Origin of the sequence: Maribacter sp. IgM3_T14_3, assembly GCF_049603095.1 — a bacterium.
Taxonomy (GTDB): Bacteria; Bacteroidota; Bacteroidia; order Flavobacteriales; family Flavobacteriaceae; genus Maribacter.
Window position 1 is genome coordinate 3,026,638 of record NZ_CP187138.1, and the last position, 20,253, is coordinate 3,046,890.

The following is a 20,253-nucleotide window of genomic DNA, read 5'->3' on the forward strand; positions in this document are numbered from 1 at the left end:
GCTAATTACAGATAATACGTATGGCATCAAACAAAAAATATTGGAAGAACGAGGCGGAGTTAAATCCTAACGATTCCATTGTTGAGGCGCTAAAGCAGAACGAATTTGTAGAGCAGATTCCTGTGGATGATTTCTTGGGTGACAAGGAAACTTTGTCTAATACAAGTACAAATCGTAGAGATTTCTTGAAGTATGTTGGGTTTAGTACCGCAGCAGCTTCATTGGCAGCATGTGAAGGTCCGGTTGTAAAATCGATTCCTTATGTGGTATTGCCAGAAAATATAGTGCCTGGTGTTGCTAATTATTATGCAACAACTATTGCTAACGGATTTGATTTTGCAAGTATCTTAATCAAAACACGTGAAGGTCGTCCTATTAAAGTTGAGAATAATACCTTGGCTAAAATTGGTGGTTCGGCAAATGCAAGGGTTCAAGGTTCTGTTCTTTCGTTATATGATAGTACAAGATTACAAGGGCCAATGGCTAATGGTGAACCTGTTGAATGGGATGTGTTGAATGCAGCGGTAAAAGCTAAAATGGGTGGACTTAAGGGTTCGGCTAAAAAAATAGCTGTACTGACGCAAACATATGCAAGTCCGTCTACTGATAGGCTTATGGCTGATTTGGTAGCGGCTAACGAAAATGTTGTTCATGTTACTTATGACGCAATTTCTGAAGATGCTGCTTTAACGGCATTCGAAAATAAATATGGTGAGCGTGCTTTAGCGGATTATGATTTCGAAAAAGCGGGTCTTATAGTTTCTTTTGGAGCTGACTTTATTGCCGATTGGCAAGGAGGTGGTTACGATGCAGGATATTCTAGAGGTCGTGTACCAAAGAATGGCAAAATGTCAAGACACTTGCAGTTAGAGGCGAATATGTCTTTAACCGGTGCAAATGCAGATAAGCGTGTGGCTATGAAGCCAAGTGCTCAAAAGGTTGTTCTGGCTAAATTATATGGGAAACTAATGGGTACTTCAGTGGGTGGTAACACTTCTGAGTATGATGTGTTGGTTGATTCTATAGCTACAGAAATAAAGAAAGCGGGTTCAAGTGCAGTTGTTGTAACTGGTTTAGATGATGTTAATGCTCAAGCTGTTGTTTTAGCAATTAACAAAATGTTAGCTAGTAAGGCATTCGATGTTGCTGCGCCTAAATATATAAGAAAAGGTAATGTTAAAGCGGTTAATGCTTTAATTGCCGATATGAAAGCAGGTAGAGTTGGTGCTTTGTTAATGGATGGGGTAAATCCTGTGTATTCTTTGCCAAATGCTGCAGATTTCAAAGAAGGGTTGTCTAAAGTAGATCTTACCGTAGCATTTTCTACGAACTGGAACGAAACTACAGAAGCTGTTCAGTACGTAGGTTCTACGAATCACTACCTGGAATCTTGGGGTGATATTGAAATTAAAAAGGGGCATTATAGTTTAATGCAACCTACTATTAAAGAATTATTTGATACAAAGCAGTTCCAAACAGTAGTTTTAGAATTACTAGGAAGCGAGCAAACGTATTACGATTATATAAAAGATACTTGGTCAAGCGCTGTTTTAAATGGAGCTAGTTGGAATCAAGCATTACAAGACGGTGTTTTCAGTTCAGACACTATGGTAGTTAACGCTGAGGGTACTGCTCAGAATGTAGTGGCTGCAGAGCTTGAGCCTACCGAAGTTGTATCGAATACTTCAATGGCTTCGGCTGTTCGTAGTTTGGCAAATACGACTAGTGATGGAATGGAGCTTACCTTGTATTCAAAAGTTGGTATGGGTGATGGACAGCAAGCAAGTAACCCTTGGTTGCAAGAATTCCCCGATCCAATTTCAAGAGTATCTTGGGATAACTATGTAACTATTTCTAAAGCAGATGCCGTTGAGTTAGGTGTAGAGAACGTAAATGTTGCTAATGGCGGTATGGACGGTAGCTATGTGAAACTTACAGTTAATGGTGTTAGTTTAGAGAAGGTTCCGGTTGTAGTTCAACCAGGTCAAGCAAAAGGTACTGTAGGTCTTTCTTTTGGTTACGGTAAGAAGGTAGGATTGAAAGAGGATATGCAAACTGGGGTTAACGCCTTTGCTTTGTATGATGGTTTCAATGCTAATCAATCTGTAAGTGTAGAAAAAGTTGCAGGTAACCATGAGTTTGCTTGTATTCAATTACATAAAACCCTAATGGGTAGAGGAGATATTATTAAGGAAACTACCTTAGAGATATTCAATACTAAAAATCATGCTGAGTGGAATGAGGTTCCTATGGTTTCTTTAGATCACCAAGAGGTTCCTGCGACATCTGTTGATTTGTGGGACAGCTTTGATCGTACCATCGGGCATCATTTTAATATGTCGATCGATTTGAATGCTTGTACCGGTTGTGGTTCATGTGTTATCGCTTGTCATGCTGAAAATAACGTACCAGTTGTTGGTAAGGCAGAAGTTAGAAAATCAAGAGATATGCACTGGTTGCGTATCGATAGATATTATTCTTCAGAAGAAACTTTTGAAGGTGATAATGAGAAGAAAGATGGTTTTGATGGCTTATTTGGTGATGCTGGTTCATTAGGCGGTTTTGGGGAGTTAGAAGATCCTTCCGCGAATCCTCAAGTTGCTTTTCAACCTGTAATGTGTCAACACTGTAACCATGCACCTTGTGAAACTGTTTGTCCAGTAGCGGCAACATCACATGGTAGACAAGGTCAGAATCAAATGGCTTATAACAGATGTGTAGGTACAAGATATTGTGCAAACAACTGTCCATATAAAGTGCGTAGATTTAACTGGTTCTTGTATAATAACAATGATGAGTTCGATTTCCATATGAATAACGATTTGGGTAAAATGGTATTGAATCCAGATGTAAATGTTCGTTCTAGAGGTGTTATCGAGAAATGTTCTATGTGTATTCAAAAAACACAAAAAACTATTCTTGATGCTAAAAGAGATGGGCGTGTTATTGTTGACGGAGAATTCCAAACAGCTTGTTCTTCTGCATGTAGTAATGGAGCCATTGTATTTGGTGATATTAATGATGAGAAGAGTAAAGTAGCAGAATTAAAAGCGAATGACCGTATGTACCACTTATTGGAACATGTAGGTACTCAACCAAATGTTTTCTATCACGTTAAGGTTAGAAACACCAACGAAGCATAAACAATAGAAGAAAGTAATTATAACAAAAGTCTATGGCGTCGCATTACGAAGCACCTATACGTAAACCCCTAGTTATTGGAAATAAAGGCTACCACGATGTAACTGTGGATATTGCCGCTCCAGTAGAAGGCAGAGCAAACAAGCACTGGTGGATAGTTTTTTCCATTGCCTTAGTGGCATTTCTTTGGGGAGTAGGTTGTATTATTTATACGGTCTCTACCGGTATCGGTACTTGGGGTCTTAACAAAACTGTTAACTGGGCATGGGATATTACCAACTTCGTTTGGTGGGTAGGTATCGGCCACGCTGGTACACTTATCTCAGCTGTATTATTATTGTTCCGTCAAAAATGGAGAATGGCAATTAACCGTTCTGCAGAAGCGATGACAATTTTCTCGGTAGTTCAAGCAGGTTTGTTTCCGATTATTCACATGGGTCGTCCTTGGTTAGCCTACTGGGTACTGCCAATTCCGAATCAATTTGGTTCTTTGTGGGTAAACTTTAACTCACCGCTTCTTTGGGATGTATTTGCGATATCAACGTATTTATCGGTTTCATTGGTATTCTGGTGGACGGGGTTACTTCCTGATTTTGCAATGATTCGTGATAGAGCTGTGTTACCTTTTCAAAAGAAAATATATAGCTTATTAAGTTTTGGTTGGAGTGGTCGTGCTAAAGATTGGCAACGATTTGAAGAGGTATCTTTGGTACTTGCAGGTCTTGCAACGCCATTGGTATTATCGGTACACACCATTGTATCTTTTGACTTTGCTACTTCGGTAATTCCAGGTTGGCATACAACTATCTTTCCACCATATTTCGTTGCAGGGGCTATCTTCTCTGGTTTCGCGATGGTGAACACATTATTGATTATAATGAGAAAGGTGTGTCATTTAGAGAACTATATCACTGTACAGCATATAGAATTAATGAACATCGTTATCATGCTTACAGGTTCTATTGTAGGTTGTGCCTATATTACAGAGTTGTTCATGGCTTGGTATTCTGGTGTTGAATATGAGCAATATGCATTCTTGAACAGAGCAACCGGACCTTACTGGTGGGCATATTGGTCAATGATGACTTGCAACGTATTCTCTCCACAGTTCATGTGGTTCAAAAAACTAAGAACTAGTATCATGTTCTCTTTCTTTATTTCTATTGTTGTAAACATAGGAATGTGGTTCGAAAGATTCGTGATTATCGTAACCTCTTTACATAGAGATTACCTTCCATCTTCTTGGACAATGTTCTCGCCAACATTTGTTGATATCGGTATCTTTATTGGTACTATAGGTTTCTTCTTTGTATTGTTCTTACTATATGCTAGAACATTTCCTGTAATTGCTCAGGCGGAAGTCAAGTCTATCTTGAAGGCATCAGGTGAAAAGTATAAGACATTAAGAGATTCTGGTAAACCGATGTATCAAATTACAAAGTTAAAGGCAGAAGTTAGAGAGTCGATTACCGACGATGTTTTAATGGGTGAAGTAGTTCCTACTGTTGGAGATAAAATAGGAGTGTCAGATTTATTAAGTGCAGTAGGTACTTTTGATGCAACTACACAAGTAGCAGATAATTTGAAGAAAGTAAAAGGTATCGGACCTCAAATGGAAGCTACCTTAAATGAAATAGGAATTTACACTTTTGCTCAAGTTGCTAGAATGACAGAGAGTGAATACAACTTGTTAGATTCTATTACCGGTTCTTTTCCAGGAAGAGCACAACGTGATGACTGGGCAGGACAAGCAGCAATTTTATTAAATAACAAAAGATAAATATGGCATCTAAAGTTATACACGCTTTTTACGATGATGATGATGTGCTAATGCTTGCCGTTAAAAGGGTCAAAGCAGCAAAGCTTCATATTGAAGAGGTATATTGTCCTTTTCCTGTACACGGGTTAGACAAAGCAATGGGGTTAGCTCCAACTAGATTAGCGATAACTGCATTTTTATATGGTTGTGTAGGTATTACTGTGGCAACTGTTATGATGAACTATATCATGATAGAAGATTGGCCTCAAGACATTGGTGGTAAACCAAGCTTTAGCTACCTTGAGAACATGCCGGCATTTGTGCCTATTATGTTCGAATTAACGGTTTTCTTCGCAGCTCACTTAATGGTGATTACGTTCTACTTAAGAAGTAGATTATGGCCATTTAAAGAAGCAGAGAATCCAGATGTAAGAACCACGGATGATCATTTTTTAATGGAGATTGAGATCCATGACAACGAGCAAGAATTAAGGGATTTATTAATCGATACTGGTGCAGTAGAAATTAATGTTTCAGAAAAAAACAGTCATTAAATATGAACAGTTTTAAGAAATTAGCAATACTATTCGGTTTAGCGATCGTAGTGACTTCATGTCAGAGTAAAGGTTCTCGTAACTATCAATACATGCCTAATATGTATGAGTCAGTTGGTTATGAAACTTATGGTGAGGCAGATTTTTTGCCTAATCAATCAGAGGCTATGTTGCCACCTGCGAATACTATTAATAGAGGATGGTTGCCTTACGAAATCGAGAATTCACCAGAAGGTAAAGAATTGTCAAGATTACAATTCAGTCCTTTAGATTCAATGAATGTTGAAAAGAACATGGCAAAAGGTGGACAGTTATATACTATTTACTGTGCAATTTGCCACGGTGATAAAGGTGACGGGCAAGGTACACTTGTAAAAAGGGAAAAGATTTTAGGAGTTCCTAGTTACGCTGACCCAGTAAGAAACGTGACCGTAGGATCTACATATTACACAATCCATTACGGATTGAATTCCATGGGTTCTTATGCATCTCAAATGAATACAGAAGAGATGTGGCAAGTATCTGAATATGTAATGAAACTGAAACAAGATTTAACCAAATAATAGGTAAACAATACTATGTATACGTTTTCAAATAGACTTAAAATAGCTTCCATTGTTCTAATGATTGTTGGTGCATTAGGAATCATTGGCGGATTTGTTATGGCTCCTGGAACTATAGCAGAGGCAAAAGAAATGGTAGCAAGTCATGACGAAGGTCATGGTGATGCCCATGCAGCTGAAGCTGAACATGCAACTAAAGAAGATGATCATGCTGTTGCTGAAACACATGGTGAAGATCACGATTCTTCTCATGATCAGCATTTGTTAGATCAATTAAAGAACAGACCTTGGGCGGCATTATATGTTGCGGCGTTCTTCTTTTTTATGATATCATTAGGGGTATTGGCGTTTTACGCTATACAACGTGCTGCACAAGCAGGTTGGTCTCCATTGTTGTTCAGAGTAATGGAAGGTATTACCGCTTACTTGGTTCCTGGTGGAATTATTGTATTCGTAATATTGCTTCTTTCAGTTCTTCACATGAATCATTTGTTCATTTGGATGGATGAAAGTGTAGTGGCACATGATGCATTACTTAAAGGTAAAGCGGGATATTTGAATCCTACGTTCTTTTTAATAAGAGCAGCTATATTTTTAGCAGGTTGGATCGGTTATAGAGAATACTCTAGAAAATTATCAATAGCTCAAGATGCTTCTGATGATGATTCAAACTTTAAATTGAACTTTAGAATATCAGCTGGTTTCTTAGTATTCTATCTGATATCTGAGTCTATCATGTCTTGGGATTGGATTATGAGTGTAGAGCCACATTGGTTCAGTACATTGTTTGGATGGTATATCTTTGCAAGTATGTTCGTATCAGGTATTACGGTTATTGCAATGGTAACTATCTATTTGAAATCTAAAGGTCATTTGCCAGACGTTAACAACAGCCATATTCATGATTTAGCTAAATTCATGTTCGGTATTAGTATCTTTTGGACATACCTATGGTTCTCTCAATTTATGCTAATTTGGTATTCTAACATACCTGAAGAAGTTACGTATTACGTAACTAGAATTGCAGACTATAGATTGCCTTTCTTTGGCATGGTAGCTATGAACTTCTTGTTCCCAGTTCTATTATTAATGAATAGTGACTACAAGAGAATCAATTGGTTCGTAATTTTAACAGGTATTGTAATTCTTGCAGGTCACTATATGGATATTTTTAATGCTATAATGCCATCTACGGTTGGTAAGAATTGGTATATCGGTATTCCTGAAATAGGTTCTGTATTGTTTTTTGCAGGCTTATTTATATTTTGGATTTTTAGAGCGATTTCAACACAACCGCTACAACCAAAAAGAAATCCTTTTATTGAAGAAAGTAGACACTTTCATTACTAGTAACTAAGTAAAGTATAACATTTATATATACAATGACGACATTATTAACTTTAGCTGTACTTTTTCTTGTAGCCATTGCCATTTGGCAATTGACTAAAATATTCGAATTATCTCAGCTTAAAACTGAACAGCACCAAATAGCATCGGATAGCGATAATAAGAATAACGGATACATGTTATTCGCATTCTTGGTATTCATATACGCAATTACAATTTTTAGTTTCTGGCAGTACGGTAAATTTTTATTACCTGAAGCTGGATCTGCGCATGGTGAGGAGTATGATAGTTTGATGTTGGTGTCAATGGTTATTATATTTATAGTACAGACACTGACACAGGCATTACTACACTACTTCGGTTATAAGTATTCTGGTAAAAAAGGTCAGAAAGCTTTGTTTTATGCTGATAATGACCGTTTAGAGTTTATCTGGACCATTATTCCTGTAATTGTTTTAGCTGGTTTGATTCTATGGGGATTATATACGTGGACAACCATTATGGATGTCAATGATGAAGATGATCCTTTAATCGTAGAGCTTTACGCACAACAATTTAAATGGACTGCTAGATACGGTGGCGGAGATAATGTTTTAGGTGGTGCGAACGTAAGAATGATCGATATCGATAAAGCAAATATTTTAGGTTTAGATGAAGCTGATACCTATGGTCATGACGATGTTATTGTAAATGAGTTACATTTACCAGTTGGTAGAAAAGTGAACTTTAAAATGCGTTCTCAAGATGTATTGCACTCAGCTTATATGCCACACTTTAGAGCACAGATGAACTGTGTTCCAGGTATGATTACTGAGTTTTCATTTACTCCTATATACACGACAGAGGAAATGAGAATGAATGAAGATGTAGTAGACAAGGTGAAAAGAACGAATAAGATACGAGCAGAGAAAGCTGTTAGTACTGGAGAGGCAATTGACCCTTGGGAATTTGATTATATCTTACTTTGCAATAAGATTTGTGGTAAATCTCATTACAATATGCAAATGAAGATAATTGTAGAAACTGAAGAAGAGTATAATGAATGGATGAAAGGTCAATCAACATTTGCTGAGACGGTAATGAAAGATGAGGCCAGCCCTGCATTCAATACTGTAGATGCAGTTTCAATAGGAGAGTAATTTTTATTCTCAATTAGACAAAGCTATAATAAGAAAATTAATAAAAACCAGATTACGATTATGTCAGCAACAGCACATGCACATGTAGATGATCATGCACACGACGATCATGGACATCATCATAAAGAAACTTTTGTAACGAAGTATATCTTTAGCCAAGATCATAAAATGATCGGAAAACAATACTTTATTTTAGGTGTATTGGTTATGGGATTCATCGGTATTGCAATGTCTTTATTATTTAGAATGCAATTGGCTTGGCCAGGTGAGGCTTTTCCAATATTTGAAGCTCTTTTAGGAAAATGGGCGCCAGGTGGGGTTATGGATGCTGATGTTTATTTAGCATTGGTAACTATGCACGGTACCATTATGGTATTCTTTGTTCTTACCGCTGGTTTAAGTGGTACGTTCAGTAACTTATTGATTCCATTACAGATTGGTGCTCGAGATATGGCATCAGGCTTCTTGAACATGGTTTCCTTTTGGTTATTTGCATTAGCTTCTTTAATTATGATTACATCATTATTTGTAGAAGCAGGACCGGCAGCAGCTGGTTGGACGATTTATCCTCCATTAAGTGCACTACCAATGGCACAACCAGGTTCTGGTTTAGGTATGACTTTATGGTTAAGTTCAATGGCAATATTTATTGCTTCATCTCTTTTAGGGTCTTTGAACTATATTGTAACGGTTATTAACTTAAGAACTAAAGGAATGTCTATGACAAGATTGCCATTAACAATTTGGGCTTTCTTTGTAACGGCGATTATAGGTGTTGTATCTTTCCCGGTTCTATTATCTGCAGCATTATTATTGATTATGGATAGAAGTTTTGGTACTTCTTTCTTCCTTTCTGATATATTTATTCAAGGTGAGGTATTACATTATCAAGGTGGTTCTCCGGTTTTATACGAGCACCTGTTTTGGTTCTTAGGGCATCCTGAAGTTTATATCGTGATTTTACCTGCAATGGGATTAGTATCTGAGATTATGGCTACTAGTGCACGTAAACCAATTTTTGGTTACCGTGCTATGATTGCTTCTATATTGGCAATTGCTTTTCTTTCAACCATTGTTTGGGGTCACCATATGTTTATTTCTGGTATGAATCCATTTTTAGGATCTGTATTTACATTTACAACTTTGTTAATTGCGATACCTTCAGCGGTAAAGGCATTTAACTGGATAACAACGCTATGGAAAGGTAATTTACAGTTAAATCCTGCCATGTTGTTTTCCATAGGTTTTGTTTCCACTTTTATTACTGGTGGTTTAACAGGAATTATATTAGGTGATAGTACCTTAGATATTAACGTACATGATACATACTTTGTAATTGCTCACTTCCACTTAGTAATGGGTATTTCAGCACTATATGGTTTATTTGCAGGTGTATACCATTGGTTTCCTGTAATGTTCGAAGGAAAGCTATTGAATAAGAACTTAGGTTATGTCCATTTTTGGGTAACTGCAGTTTGTGCGTATGGTGTATTCTTCCCAATGCATTTTGTCGGTATGGCAGGTGTACCTAGAAGATATTATGAAAATACTGCTTTTCCAATGTTTGACGAACTTACAGATATACAAGTATTAATGACAGTATTTGCTATCATTGCAGGTGCTGCTCAATTAATCTTCGTCGCAAACTTTATCTACAGTGTATTCTATGGTAAGGTAGGTCCTGTTAACCCATGGAAATCTAATACATTAGAATGGACAGCTGAACAAAAGCATATTCACGGAAACTGGGCAGGTGCTATTCCTGAAGTTCATAGATGGTCTTATGATTATAGTAAAGTGGATGAGAATGGAGAGTATTACATTCCAGGTCAAGATTATATTCCTCAACATATTCCATTACAGGAAAACGAAGAAGAAATGAGCCATTAAAAGTTCATGATTTATATAAAAGCCCAACTAGGAATAGTTGGGCTTTTTTTTGCAATCTTCTTAAGATATTACTAAGTTGTTTTATTATTACATAAAATTAAATACCTTCAATTTTTTAAATAGAAGTTTAGATTATGAAAAAGTTCGCCCTACTTATTATTGTATTGATTATATCATCTAGTGCATATTCGCAACGTAAACCCAAAATAAAGGGTAATAAAAATGTGGTTGAAGTACGTGAGGATTTATAGCCTTTCAGCGCTATTGAATTGGTTGATGATCTAGATATTGTTATTCAAAAATCAACTAATGATGGCTATGCATTAGAAGTGGATGATAACCTAATAGATGTTCTAAAATTTAATATTGATGATGGTGTTTTGAAAATTTCATCATTCTATAATATCACATCGAAGAAAAAACTAGAAATAACCATTTTCTTTCAAGAGCTAAGTAGTATTAAAATGCTAAATGGTAAAATTAGTATGAAAGACGTTATTTCTACTGATAGGCTAATAGTGCAAACTTTTGGTACATCTAGATTAGAATTAAACGCAACTGCAGACATTATGGATATTACGATGGAAGAAATAAGTTCAGGTGATTTTAATTTAGCCAGTGACTCTTTAAATATCACGTTGAAAGATAGAATAGATGTAAAATTATATACCACTGGTGCTAGCAATAATATTTATATGTATAAAAATGCATCTGCCAAAATGGAAGGTACAGCCGATTTTTTAATGGCAAAACTATATGGTAATAGTTCTCTAAAGGCATCTGATCTTCAAGCTAACGATGTTTTGTTGGTTACTGAAGATGCACCAGATGTAGAAGTTAGGGCATTAAATACATTACAACTAAGTTCTAAGGGTGGTACTAGAACCAAGCTATATGGTGAGCCACAGATTACCATTTTAGATTTTCTAGATACCTCGCGATTAGAAAAAGAGCGGAACTAATTTGTTATAGGTGCGGTCATTAAGTGGTCTGGTATTCCGAAACCATCGACTAGGCTATCTAAATGCGGCCTCAGTTCTGTACATAAACGCTCCACACGTTGTCGTATCGCTTTTGACTTTGTTCCACTAATGTAGCCTTGTTCTAAATACCACGAAGCATCTTTCCTTATTTCTTGAAGTGCATATAGTGTACCTAGTTTTTCAAATAGTTCTTTATACTCTGGGTCGGTAATTGTGTTTGTATGCGCTATAAAAGACTTATATGCCAACTCTGCGCTATAAGCCTTGCCAAGTGTCATTAAATGGGTCTGAACCTTTAAGAATGCTTGATAAGAGGGTATTCCTTTTTTGATATATCCTCTAATACGCATGGCAATCGTATAAGTCAATCTTTTTGTTCTGTGCTCAAAGGCATGAATATGAAATTTAGGATTGTACAAATGGTCTTTGTCTGTCTTATTGGTATATAGCGGATTTATGGTAGAAAGCTTGTCGCTCAATTGCGAACTCAATAATTTTAAAACAGTTGAAAAGCCTGCACTGTTGAATTCAGCTTTAAAATCTGAAAGTACACCTTTGGCAGCTAACTGCAGTAAAACGTTATTATCGCCTTCAAACGTGGTGAATATATCTACATCGCCTTTTAAATCTGCAATTCTGTTTTCTAAAAGATAACCTTTGCCGCCACAGGCTTCACGGCATTCTTGAATAGTATCGTTTGCATACCAAGTAATGATAGATTTTAAACCAGCTACTTGTGTTTCTATCTGTCTTTTGTCTGGTAGCGTTTCATCGCAATAAAGTGCCATCATTTTATCTAATGTTACATGATAAACGTATGCACTGGCAACTAGAGGTGTTAATCGTAATTGATGTGATGGGTAATCCATCAATAGATCTTCTTGTATTTTTACACTGTCATTGAATTGCCTTCTTTTTAAAGCATGCTTAATAGCTACTGTTAAAGCATATTTCGCCCCGCCTAAACCTGCTCTAGCAACACATATTCTACCACCTACTAAAGTGCCCAGCATGGTAAAGAATCGTTTATTCGGGTTTTTAATTTCTGAATAGTATTCTCCATTACCTAAAATTGTACCATACTTATTTAGCAAATTTTCTTTTGGTACCTCAACTTGGTTAAACCAAATCTTACCATTATCAACGCCGTTCAGTCCGAGCTTATAGCCGTTATCTTCGACTTTTATACCCGGTAGTAATTCATGTTGTTCATTTCTAAGAGGAACAAGAATTGCATGAACTCCTTCATTTTTTCCATTGATAATGAGTTGGGCAAAAACAGACGCCATTTTAGAATGTATAGCATTGCCGATATATTCTTTGTTGTCATTTTTTCCAGGAGTATGTATGACAATAGTTTCAGTTTTCTTATTGTAAGTTGCTGTAGTTTTTATTCCGCGTACATTGGATCCGTGTCCGGTTTCTGTCATAGCAAAGCATCCTAATAGTTCTGCTTTTCCTGTTGCGGTTAAATAGTGGTCATGGTGTTTTTTGGTGCCCAGTTTTTGAATACTTCCTCCAAACAACCCAAATTGTACACCGAATTTTATAGCTAAACTCCCGTCTACCCACATCATATTTTCGAAAATGGTAGCATAACCCTCCATGTCATTAGTACCGCCATAGTCGTTTGGGTAAGCCATTGCACCATAACCTTTATCCGCTAGAAATTCTACTTGTTTTAGTACATGATTTCTAAACTCTTCTTTGTTACGTCGAACTTCCCATGAAAATATAGGGTCATTTAAAACTGACCTGAAAGAATCTATAACTTTAGCATGTTCACCTTTTAAAATTGAGTCTATAGCTTGCGCCGAATATTGAGAAGATTTTTTTTCTAAATCGATATGAACCTCAAATAAATGATTGTAATGATTGGGTTGAATGCCTAGGTTTATTTCAATCTTTTTAATTTGATCATTGAACAAGATGTTATTATGATAATGCGATGCTACTTTTTGGCTGAATGCGGTTAGCGGATATGTTTCATGTTCTACCAACTTTACATTGCTATTAATGATCAACTGTTTCCAAAACTTAAACAACTCGTTCTTTGGCGGATTTTTGACATTCATCCACCCTTTAAGTTGTTTTTTATCATCATTCGATAAGGTGCTATCTTCAGAAATGGCATTATCAACCACATTTATTTCTGATGCCGACAGCAGGTCATCTGACCATATAATATAAAAGACCGGAATATATTGTAAAACCTGTGCAGTGTAATTTTCTTTTGTCATGCTATGAAATTACAAATTTTAGTTAGAATACTCATGAGATTTTAATGCTTCATTTAAGTAGATATATAAATTTAATTACCTGATATGTTAGCTGTAAAGTTATCTCGTGTTTGTCTATCTTTGTTAGTGTATGAACGAGTATTTAGACCCATCTGCTGATGGTTTCTCTAATGAGGAACTGGACATTGAAAGAGCATTAAGACCCATAAATTTTGACGATTTTACGGGTCAAGAACAGGTGCTTGAAAACCTTAAGGTTTTTGTTGAAGCTGCAAATAGAAGAGGTGAGGCGTTGGATCATACCTTGTTTCATGGCCCCCCGGGTTTGGGGAAGACCACCTTGGCAAATATTCTTGCCAATGAGCTTGGTGTAGGTATAAAGATTACTTCTGGACCTGTTTTGGATAAACCCGGCGATTTAGCCGGATTATTAACCAACTTAGACGAGCGAGATGTTTTGTTTATTGATGAGATACACCGATTAAGCCCAATTGTAGAAGAATATTTGTATTCTGCAATGGAAGATTATAAGATTGATATTATGATAGAGTCTGGCCCAAATGCCAGGTCTGTGCAGATTAATTTGAATCCGTTTACTTTGATTGGTGCCACCACCCGTTCTGGATTATTGACTGCGCCTATGCGTGCTCGATTTGGTATTCAAAGTAGGTTGCAATATTATTCTACCGAATTACTTTCTACCATTGTTGAGCGTAGTGCAGAAATTTTACGCGTGCCTATTTCTCAAGATGCAGCCATAGAAATTGCTGGTAGAAGTAGAGGTACGCCTAGAATATGTAATGCGCTATTAAGAAGAGTACGTGATTTCGCAGAAATTAAGGGTAATGGGTCGATTGATATGGAAATTTCAAAATTCAGCTTAAAGGCATTGAATGTAGATGCACATGGGCTAGATGAAATGGACAACAAAATTCTAACGACTATTATTGATAAATTTAAAGGTGGTCCTGTCGGCATTAGTACCTTGGCAACAGCTGTATCTGAAAGTGCAGAAACTATTGAAGAAGTTTATGAGCCCTTTTTAATTCAGCAAGGGTTTATTATGAGAACTCCTCGTGGTCGTGAAGTAACCGAATTGGCTTACAAACACTTAGGAAGGATAAAAGGAGGAATTCAACCCGGCTTATTTTGAGTATAGACATAAAATCTAAATGGACAAATAGTATTAAAACCGAAGCTAAACGCCTCGGTTTTTTATCATGCGGTATATCCAAAGCAGATTTTTTAGAGGTAGAAGCTCCTCGTTTAGAAAAGTGGTTGAATAATAATATGAATGGCGAAATGAGCTATATGGCGAATCATTTCGATAAAAGATTAGACCCGAGATTATTAGTTGAAGGTTCGAAATCTGTAATTTCTCTACTATTAAATTACTATCCGGAGGAAACCCAAATTGATGATTCTTACAAGATTTCTAAATACGCATACGGTCAAGATTATCATCATATTATAAAAACTAAATTAAGACAGTTACAAGAATTTATTACCGAAGAAATTGGCGAAGTCGATGGTCGTGCTTTTGTAGATTCTGCCCCGGTTTTAGATAAGGCTTGGGCGGCGAAAAGTGGCTTAGGGTGGGTCGGTAAAAATAGCAATCTACTAACACAACAAGTGGGTTCTTTTTACTTTATAGCTGAGCTAATAGTTGATTTAGAACTCGAATATGACCATGCAGTAACCGATCATTGTGGTACTTGTACCGCTTGTATAGATGCCTGCCCAACTCAGGCAATTGTTGATCCTTACGTGGTTGATGGTAGTAAGTGCATTTCTTATTTTACGATTGAATTAAAAAATGAATTGCCCAATGAGATGAAGGGCTCTTTTGATGATTGGATGTTCGGCTGCGATGTTTGCCAAGATGTGTGCCCTTGGAATCGCTTTTCGAAACCTCATAGTGAACCGTTATTTAACCCTAATCCAGAATTGCTCAGTATGACCAAAAAAGACTGGGAAGAAATAACGGTTGATGTCTTTCAAAAAGTATTTAAGAAATCTGCAGTGAAGAGAACTAAGTTCGACGGACTCGCAAGAAATATTGAATTTCTGAAATAATTGAATCTTCTCAATCGTTTTCGTTCGTTTTTCTGAATACTAATGTGTTAGAACAGCCCTAATTATATTATATTGGTAGTCGCTCAATATTATGTTTTTCGAAATAATAACATGTGTTTTGTGAGAATCTATTAAAATGTATCACCAATTAAATAACAGATCCCGTTCATGAAGTTCAATAAACCAAGTCTTAGTTTCTGGCAGATATTTAATATGAATGTTGGTTTTTTAGGAATCCAATATAGTTTTGGATTGCAGCAAACCGCCATTAACCCTATTTTTTTATATCTAGGTGCACCTGAAGATATGCTTCCTATTTTAAACATCGCTGGTCCGATAACTGGGTTAATTGTTCAGCCAATAATTGGAGCTATTTCAGATAAAACATGGTCAGAACGTTGGGGTAGAAGAAAGCCTTTTTTCTTAATTGGGGCGATTTTGGGTAGTTTATGTTTGTTCGCTTTCCCAACCAGTCCCGTTTTATGGTTTGCAGTTGGCTTACTATGGATTCTTGATGTGGGTAACAACATGGCAATGGAGCCTTATAGAGCATTTGTAGGAGATAAACTTCCTGAGAAACAATTAAGTTTAGGCTATCAAATGCAAAGCTTATTCGTAGGTGCAGGTATACTTTTAGCAAATGGATCTATAGTACTATTTCAATATTTATTTGGCGGAGAATCGGTAGAAGTTGCGGGTACTATACCTACTTGGTTGTATTATTCATTTTATATTGGTGCAATTCTCTCGATAACTACCATCCTGTGGTCTGTATTAAAAACATCAGAAATACCGCCTAGTTCACAAGAGCTTGTTGGAATTAATGCCGCGAAAGCCAAACCCTTGGCAGAGCGTATTGCATTGCCATTTAAAGAAATAGCAGAAGCGATAAGTGACATGCCGAAATTTTTATGGAAGCTAGGCGCGGTTTACTTGTTTCAATGGTATGCATTATTTATCTATTGGCAGTATACGACCCCTTTGTTTAAATTGACAATGGGTTATTCTACCGGCGAGGCAGCTTCGCAGTCTGCTCAAATGAGTTTGACCTATAACATTGTTACCATGGTCGTTGCTTTGGCATTGGTGCCTTTATCACTTAAGTATGGAGGTAAAAAAATATATGCGCTGAGTTTGCTGGGTACTGCAATATCACTATTTATAATACCTTTTATTTCTGATCCTATAATGGTTTTAATACCTATGGTTCTCTTTGGTGTTGGTTGGGCAGCTATGATGGGTATACCATATACCATGGTTTCTAAAGTGGTGCCGCAAGATAGACGTGGTGTATACATGGGTATTTTGAATATGATGATTGTTATTCCAATGGGTATTGAGACACTAACATTCGGACCAATCTATAAATATCTACTAGGCGGTAACGCCATTAATGCAATGTTATTTGCGGGTGCATTCTTCGCTATCGCTGCATTTTTTGCAATGCGTTTGAATGTTTCTAGTAATGAAGAGGTAGTTGATTTATAATGGTATAATCTTCTTTGAGATGGTTGTAACAGAGCAATTTATTTTGTTTATATAAATAGTGTTCCTCTTAATGCTTTCTTATAGATTACCTTTAAATTTGTTTTTTTAAAATAGAAGAGTATGAGCAATGAAAAGCTAAGAAGGGAAGCACTTATTTATCATGCAAAACCACAGCCTGGTAAGATAAAAATTGTACCCACTAAACCATATAGTACACAACGTGATCTTGCTTTGGCTTACTCGCCTGGTGTGGCAGAGCCATGTTTAGAAATAGCGAAGGATAAAGAAAACGTATACAAATACACCTCTAAAGGTAATTTAGTTGCCATTATTTCTAATGGTACGGCAGTATTAGGCTTGGGTAACATCGGTCCGGAGGCATCAAAACCTGTAATGGAAGGTAAAGGTCTTCTTTTTAAGATTTTTGCCGATATCGATGGTATTGACATTGAAATCGATACGGAAGATGTAGATAAGTTTGTTGAAACTGTAAAGATGATTGCGCCAACATTCGGTGGTATTAATCTTGAAGATATAAAGGCTCCTGAAGCCTTTGAAATCGAGCGTAGGTTAAAAGAGGAATTAGATATTCCTGTAATGCATGATGATCAACACGGTACGGCGATAATTTCTGCCGCTGCTTTGTTAAATGCATTAGAGATTTCTAAAAAGAAAATGGAAGATGTACGCATCGTTATTAGTGGCGCGGGCGCTGCAGCGGTTTCATGTACTAAATTATATAAAGCATTTGGGGCAAAGGCAGAGAATATAGTCATGCTTGATAGTAAAGGTGTTATTAGAAAAGATGCCGATAATTTATCGCCTGCCAAAATAGAATTTGCTACCGATAGAAAAATTGATACGTTAGATGAAGCCATGGTCGATGCCGATGTATTCGTTGGTCTGTCTATCGCAAATGTGGTAACTCCGAGTATGTTACTTTCCATGGCCGAAAACCCTATCGTTTTTGCAATGGCAAATCCTGATCCAGAAATAGCATACGATTTAGCGGTCGCTACCAGAAAAGATATTATAATGGCAACGGGAAGATCTGATCATCCTAACCAAGTAAATAATGTACTTGGTTTTCCATTTATATTTAGGGGTGCTTTAGATGTAAGGGCTACAGCAATTAATGAGCCTATGAAAATGGCAGCTGTAAAAGCTTTGGCAGATCTAACAAGACAGCCTGTACCTGAGCAAGTGAATATAGCTTATGGCGAAACGAGATTGACTTTTGGTAAAGATTATATTATACCAAAACCTTTTGATCAGCGATTAATATACGAAATACCACCTGCTGTGGCTAAAGCTGCAATGGATAGTGGTGTTGCGAAGATGCCAATTGAAGATTGGGATAAATATAGAGAAGAACTTATGCTTCGTTCAGGTAACGATAACAAAGTTGTTCGATTATTGCATAGTAGAGCACGAAGTAATGCAAAGAGAATAGTATTTGCCGAGGCCGATCATTTAGATGTTTTGAAAGCGGCACAAATAGTTCACGAAGAGGGTATTGCTATTCCTATTCTTTTGGGTAGAAAAGATATTATTCTTGAATTGAAAAAAGAGCTGGAATTCGATGCCGATCTTGTTATCATCGATCCTATCTCTGAGGAGTTCGATGAGCGCCATATTCGTTACGCTACTAAATATTGGGAAAGTCGTAAGAGAAGCGGCGTAACATTTTACAGTTCAAAAATAAAAATGCGCGAGCGTAATTATTTTGGTGCCATGATGGTTCTTGAAGGTGATGCAGACGGAATGATCTCTGGTTACTCAAGAGCTTACCCTACTGTCGTAAAACCAATTTTAGAAGTAATCGGTAGAGCAGCGGGTGTGAAAAAAGTAGCGACCGTAAATATTATGATTACCGATAGAGGTCCGTTATTTTTAGCGGATACTTCAATAAATATTGAGCCTAATGCAGAAGAGTTGGCAGATATTGCTCAAATGACTGCAAATGTTGCTTCGAACTTTGGGTTTAACCCAGTTTTAGCGATGTTAAGCTATGCAAATTTTGGTTCATCAACGCATCCTAATGCAAGAAAGGTAAGAGAAGCTGTTCGTATTTTGCATGAAACAAAGCCCGATTTAGTGGTCGATGGTGAAATACAAACAGATTTCGCTTTGAACAAAGAATTGCATCAAAGTAAATTTCCATTTTCAAAACTTGCAGGAAAAACGGTAAATACATTGATTTTTCCTAATTTAGAATCTGCCAACATCACGTATAAATTGCTTAAAGAGCTGAACAAATCAGATTCTATTGGTCCTATCATGGTAGGGTTAAGAAAGGCTGTTCATATTATGCAATTAGGTGCTAGTGTTGACGAAATAGTAAACATGGCGGCTGTAGCTGTAATTGATGCCCAAGAGCGCGAAAAGCGTAAAAAGGCGAAAGGTTCGATATAAAATTTAATTAAATAATAACTCAATTAGGGAAATTGGTAGACATACTTCTTTCCCTTTTTAATTTTAAAAAATCATGATACATCACTTAAGAGGAAAACTAGTAGAGAAAAACCCAACTCATGTTATTATCGAATGTGGTGGTGTGGGCTATTTTGTAAATATTTCTTTGAATACTTTTTCGAAGCTGCCAGAACAAGAAAATATTTCTGTTTTTACGCACCTACAAGTGAAAGAAGATTCGCACACATTGTTTGGTTTTGTTGAAAAATCTGAACGTGAAATATTCCGATTATTACTATCTGTTTCGGGCATTGGATCAAGTATAGCCAGAACCATGCTTTCTTCTATGTCTCCGTCTCAAGTAAGAGACGCCATTGCTAACGGAGATGTGGCAACAATACAAGCCGTAAAAGGTATCGGGGCGAAAACAGCACAACGTGTAATTTTGGATCTTAGAGACAAAGTCTTAAAAGTTTACGATATAGACGAACTTTCACTAAGTATAAACAATACAAATAAAGATGAAGCGTTATCTGCTTTAGAAGTTCTAGGCTTCGCACGTAAACAATCAGAGAGGGTTGTCGATAAAGTGCTTAGTCAAGATGCTTCCTTAAGTGTCGAGAATATAATTAAACTCGCGCTCAAAAATTTGTAATAA

14 protein-coding genes are annotated in these 20,253 nt (G+C 36.7%); 13 read left to right on the plus strand and 1 reads right to left on the minus strand.

The genetic code is table 11. The features are described from left to right. Window positions 1–20 precede the first annotated feature (20 nt). The 8 genes from ACPF9A_RS13505 to ACPF9A_RS13540 all read left to right on the plus strand — a co-directional run bounded on the left by ACPF9A_RS13505 (window position 21) and on the right by ACPF9A_RS13540 (window position 11,355). Window positions 21–3,143 (plus strand): TAT-variant-translocated molybdopterin oxidoreductase, encoded by a 3,123-nt coding sequence (locus ACPF9A_RS13505; protein WP_423997717.1) that lies wholly within the window; start codon window positions 21–23, stop codon window positions 3,141–3,143. Between the two features lie 32 nt (window positions 3,144–3,175). After that, window positions 3,176–4,921, plus strand: coding sequence for an NrfD/PsrC family molybdoenzyme membrane anchor subunit (nrfD, locus tag ACPF9A_RS13510; RefSeq protein WP_423997719.1), 1,746 nt, complete (start codon window positions 3,176–3,178; stop codon window positions 4,919–4,921). Window positions 4,922–4,923: 2 nt separating this feature from the next. Next, window positions 4,924–5,454 carry a DUF3341 domain-containing protein gene (locus ACPF9A_RS13515; protein WP_423997721.1) on the plus strand — a complete coding sequence of 177 codons (531 nt, stop codon included), beginning with the start codon at window positions 4,924–4,926 and terminating at the stop codon, window positions 5,452–5,454. Between the two features lie 2 nt (window positions 5,455–5,456). Continuing rightward, window positions 5,457–6,017, plus strand: coding sequence for a c-type cytochrome (locus tag ACPF9A_RS13520; RefSeq protein ID WP_423997723.1), 561 nt, complete (start codon window positions 5,457–5,459; stop codon window positions 6,015–6,017). 15 nt (window positions 6,018–6,032) lie between these two features. Further along, entirely contained in the window at window positions 6,033–7,367 is a 1,335-nt protein-coding gene (locus ACPF9A_RS13525; protein WP_423997725.1) for a quinol:cytochrome C oxidoreductase, read from the plus strand. A 32-nt stretch (window positions 7,368–7,399) separates the two neighbouring features. Further along, a complete protein-coding gene (locus ACPF9A_RS13530; RefSeq protein ID WP_423997727.1) occupies window positions 7,400–8,503 on the plus strand; it encodes a cytochrome c oxidase subunit II in 1,104 nt (367 codons plus the stop codon). A gap of 60 nt (window positions 8,504–8,563) precedes the next feature. After that, window positions 8,564–10,393: a cytochrome c oxidase subunit I gene (locus ACPF9A_RS13535; protein ID WP_423997729.1), complete on the plus strand. Its 1,830-nt coding sequence runs from the start codon at window positions 8,564–8,566 to the stop codon at window positions 10,391–10,393. 263 nt (window positions 10,394–10,656) lie between these two features. Beyond that, entirely contained in the window at window positions 10,657–11,355 is a 699-nt protein-coding gene (locus tag ACPF9A_RS13540; RefSeq protein WP_424004481.1) for a GIN domain-containing protein, read from the plus strand. Here the strand turns inward: ACPF9A_RS13540 and ACPF9A_RS13545 are convergent. After that, window positions 11,352–13,616, minus strand: a complete 2,265-nt coding sequence (locus tag ACPF9A_RS13545) for an acyl-CoA dehydrogenase (protein WP_423997731.1) — start codon at window positions 13,614–13,616, stop codon at window positions 11,352–11,354. The two genes, ACPF9A_RS13540 and ACPF9A_RS13545, sit on opposite strands and share 4 nt — an antisense overlap. Window positions 13,617–13,746: 130 nt before the next feature. On the opposite strand from ACPF9A_RS13545, the gene ruvB reads away from it, so the two are divergent. The 5 genes from ruvB to ruvA all read left to right on the plus strand — a co-directional run bounded on the left by ruvB (window position 13,747) and on the right by ruvA (window position 20,250). After that, on the plus strand, window positions 13,747–14,769 hold the full coding sequence (ruvB, locus tag ACPF9A_RS13550; RefSeq protein WP_423997733.1) for a Holliday junction branch migration DNA helicase RuvB: 1,023 nt from the start codon (window positions 13,747–13,749) through the stop codon (window positions 14,767–14,769). Window positions 14,770–14,771: 2 nt separating this feature from the next. After that, a complete protein-coding gene (queG, locus tag ACPF9A_RS13555; RefSeq protein ID WP_424004483.1) occupies window positions 14,772–15,692 on the plus strand; it encodes a tRNA epoxyqueuosine(34) reductase QueG in 921 nt (306 codons plus the stop codon). A 168-nt stretch (window positions 15,693–15,860) separates the two neighbouring features. Further along, complete coding sequence (locus tag ACPF9A_RS13560) at window positions 15,861–17,180, plus strand: MFS transporter (RefSeq protein ID WP_423997735.1); 1,320 nt, start codon at window positions 15,861–15,863, stop codon at window positions 17,178–17,180. A 120-nt stretch (window positions 17,181–17,300) separates the two neighbouring features. Then, the gene (locus ACPF9A_RS13565; RefSeq protein WP_423997737.1) at window positions 17,301–19,595 is read left to right on the plus strand and encodes an NADP-dependent malic enzyme; all 2,295 of its coding nucleotides are present in this window, start codon (window positions 17,301–17,303) and stop codon (window positions 19,593–19,595) included. Between the two features lie 73 nt (window positions 19,596–19,668). Further along, window positions 19,669–20,250 (plus strand): Holliday junction branch migration protein RuvA, encoded by a 582-nt coding sequence (gene ruvA, locus ACPF9A_RS13570; protein WP_423997739.1) that lies wholly within the window; start codon window positions 19,669–19,671, stop codon window positions 20,248–20,250. Window positions 20,251–20,253 lie beyond the last annotated feature (3 nt).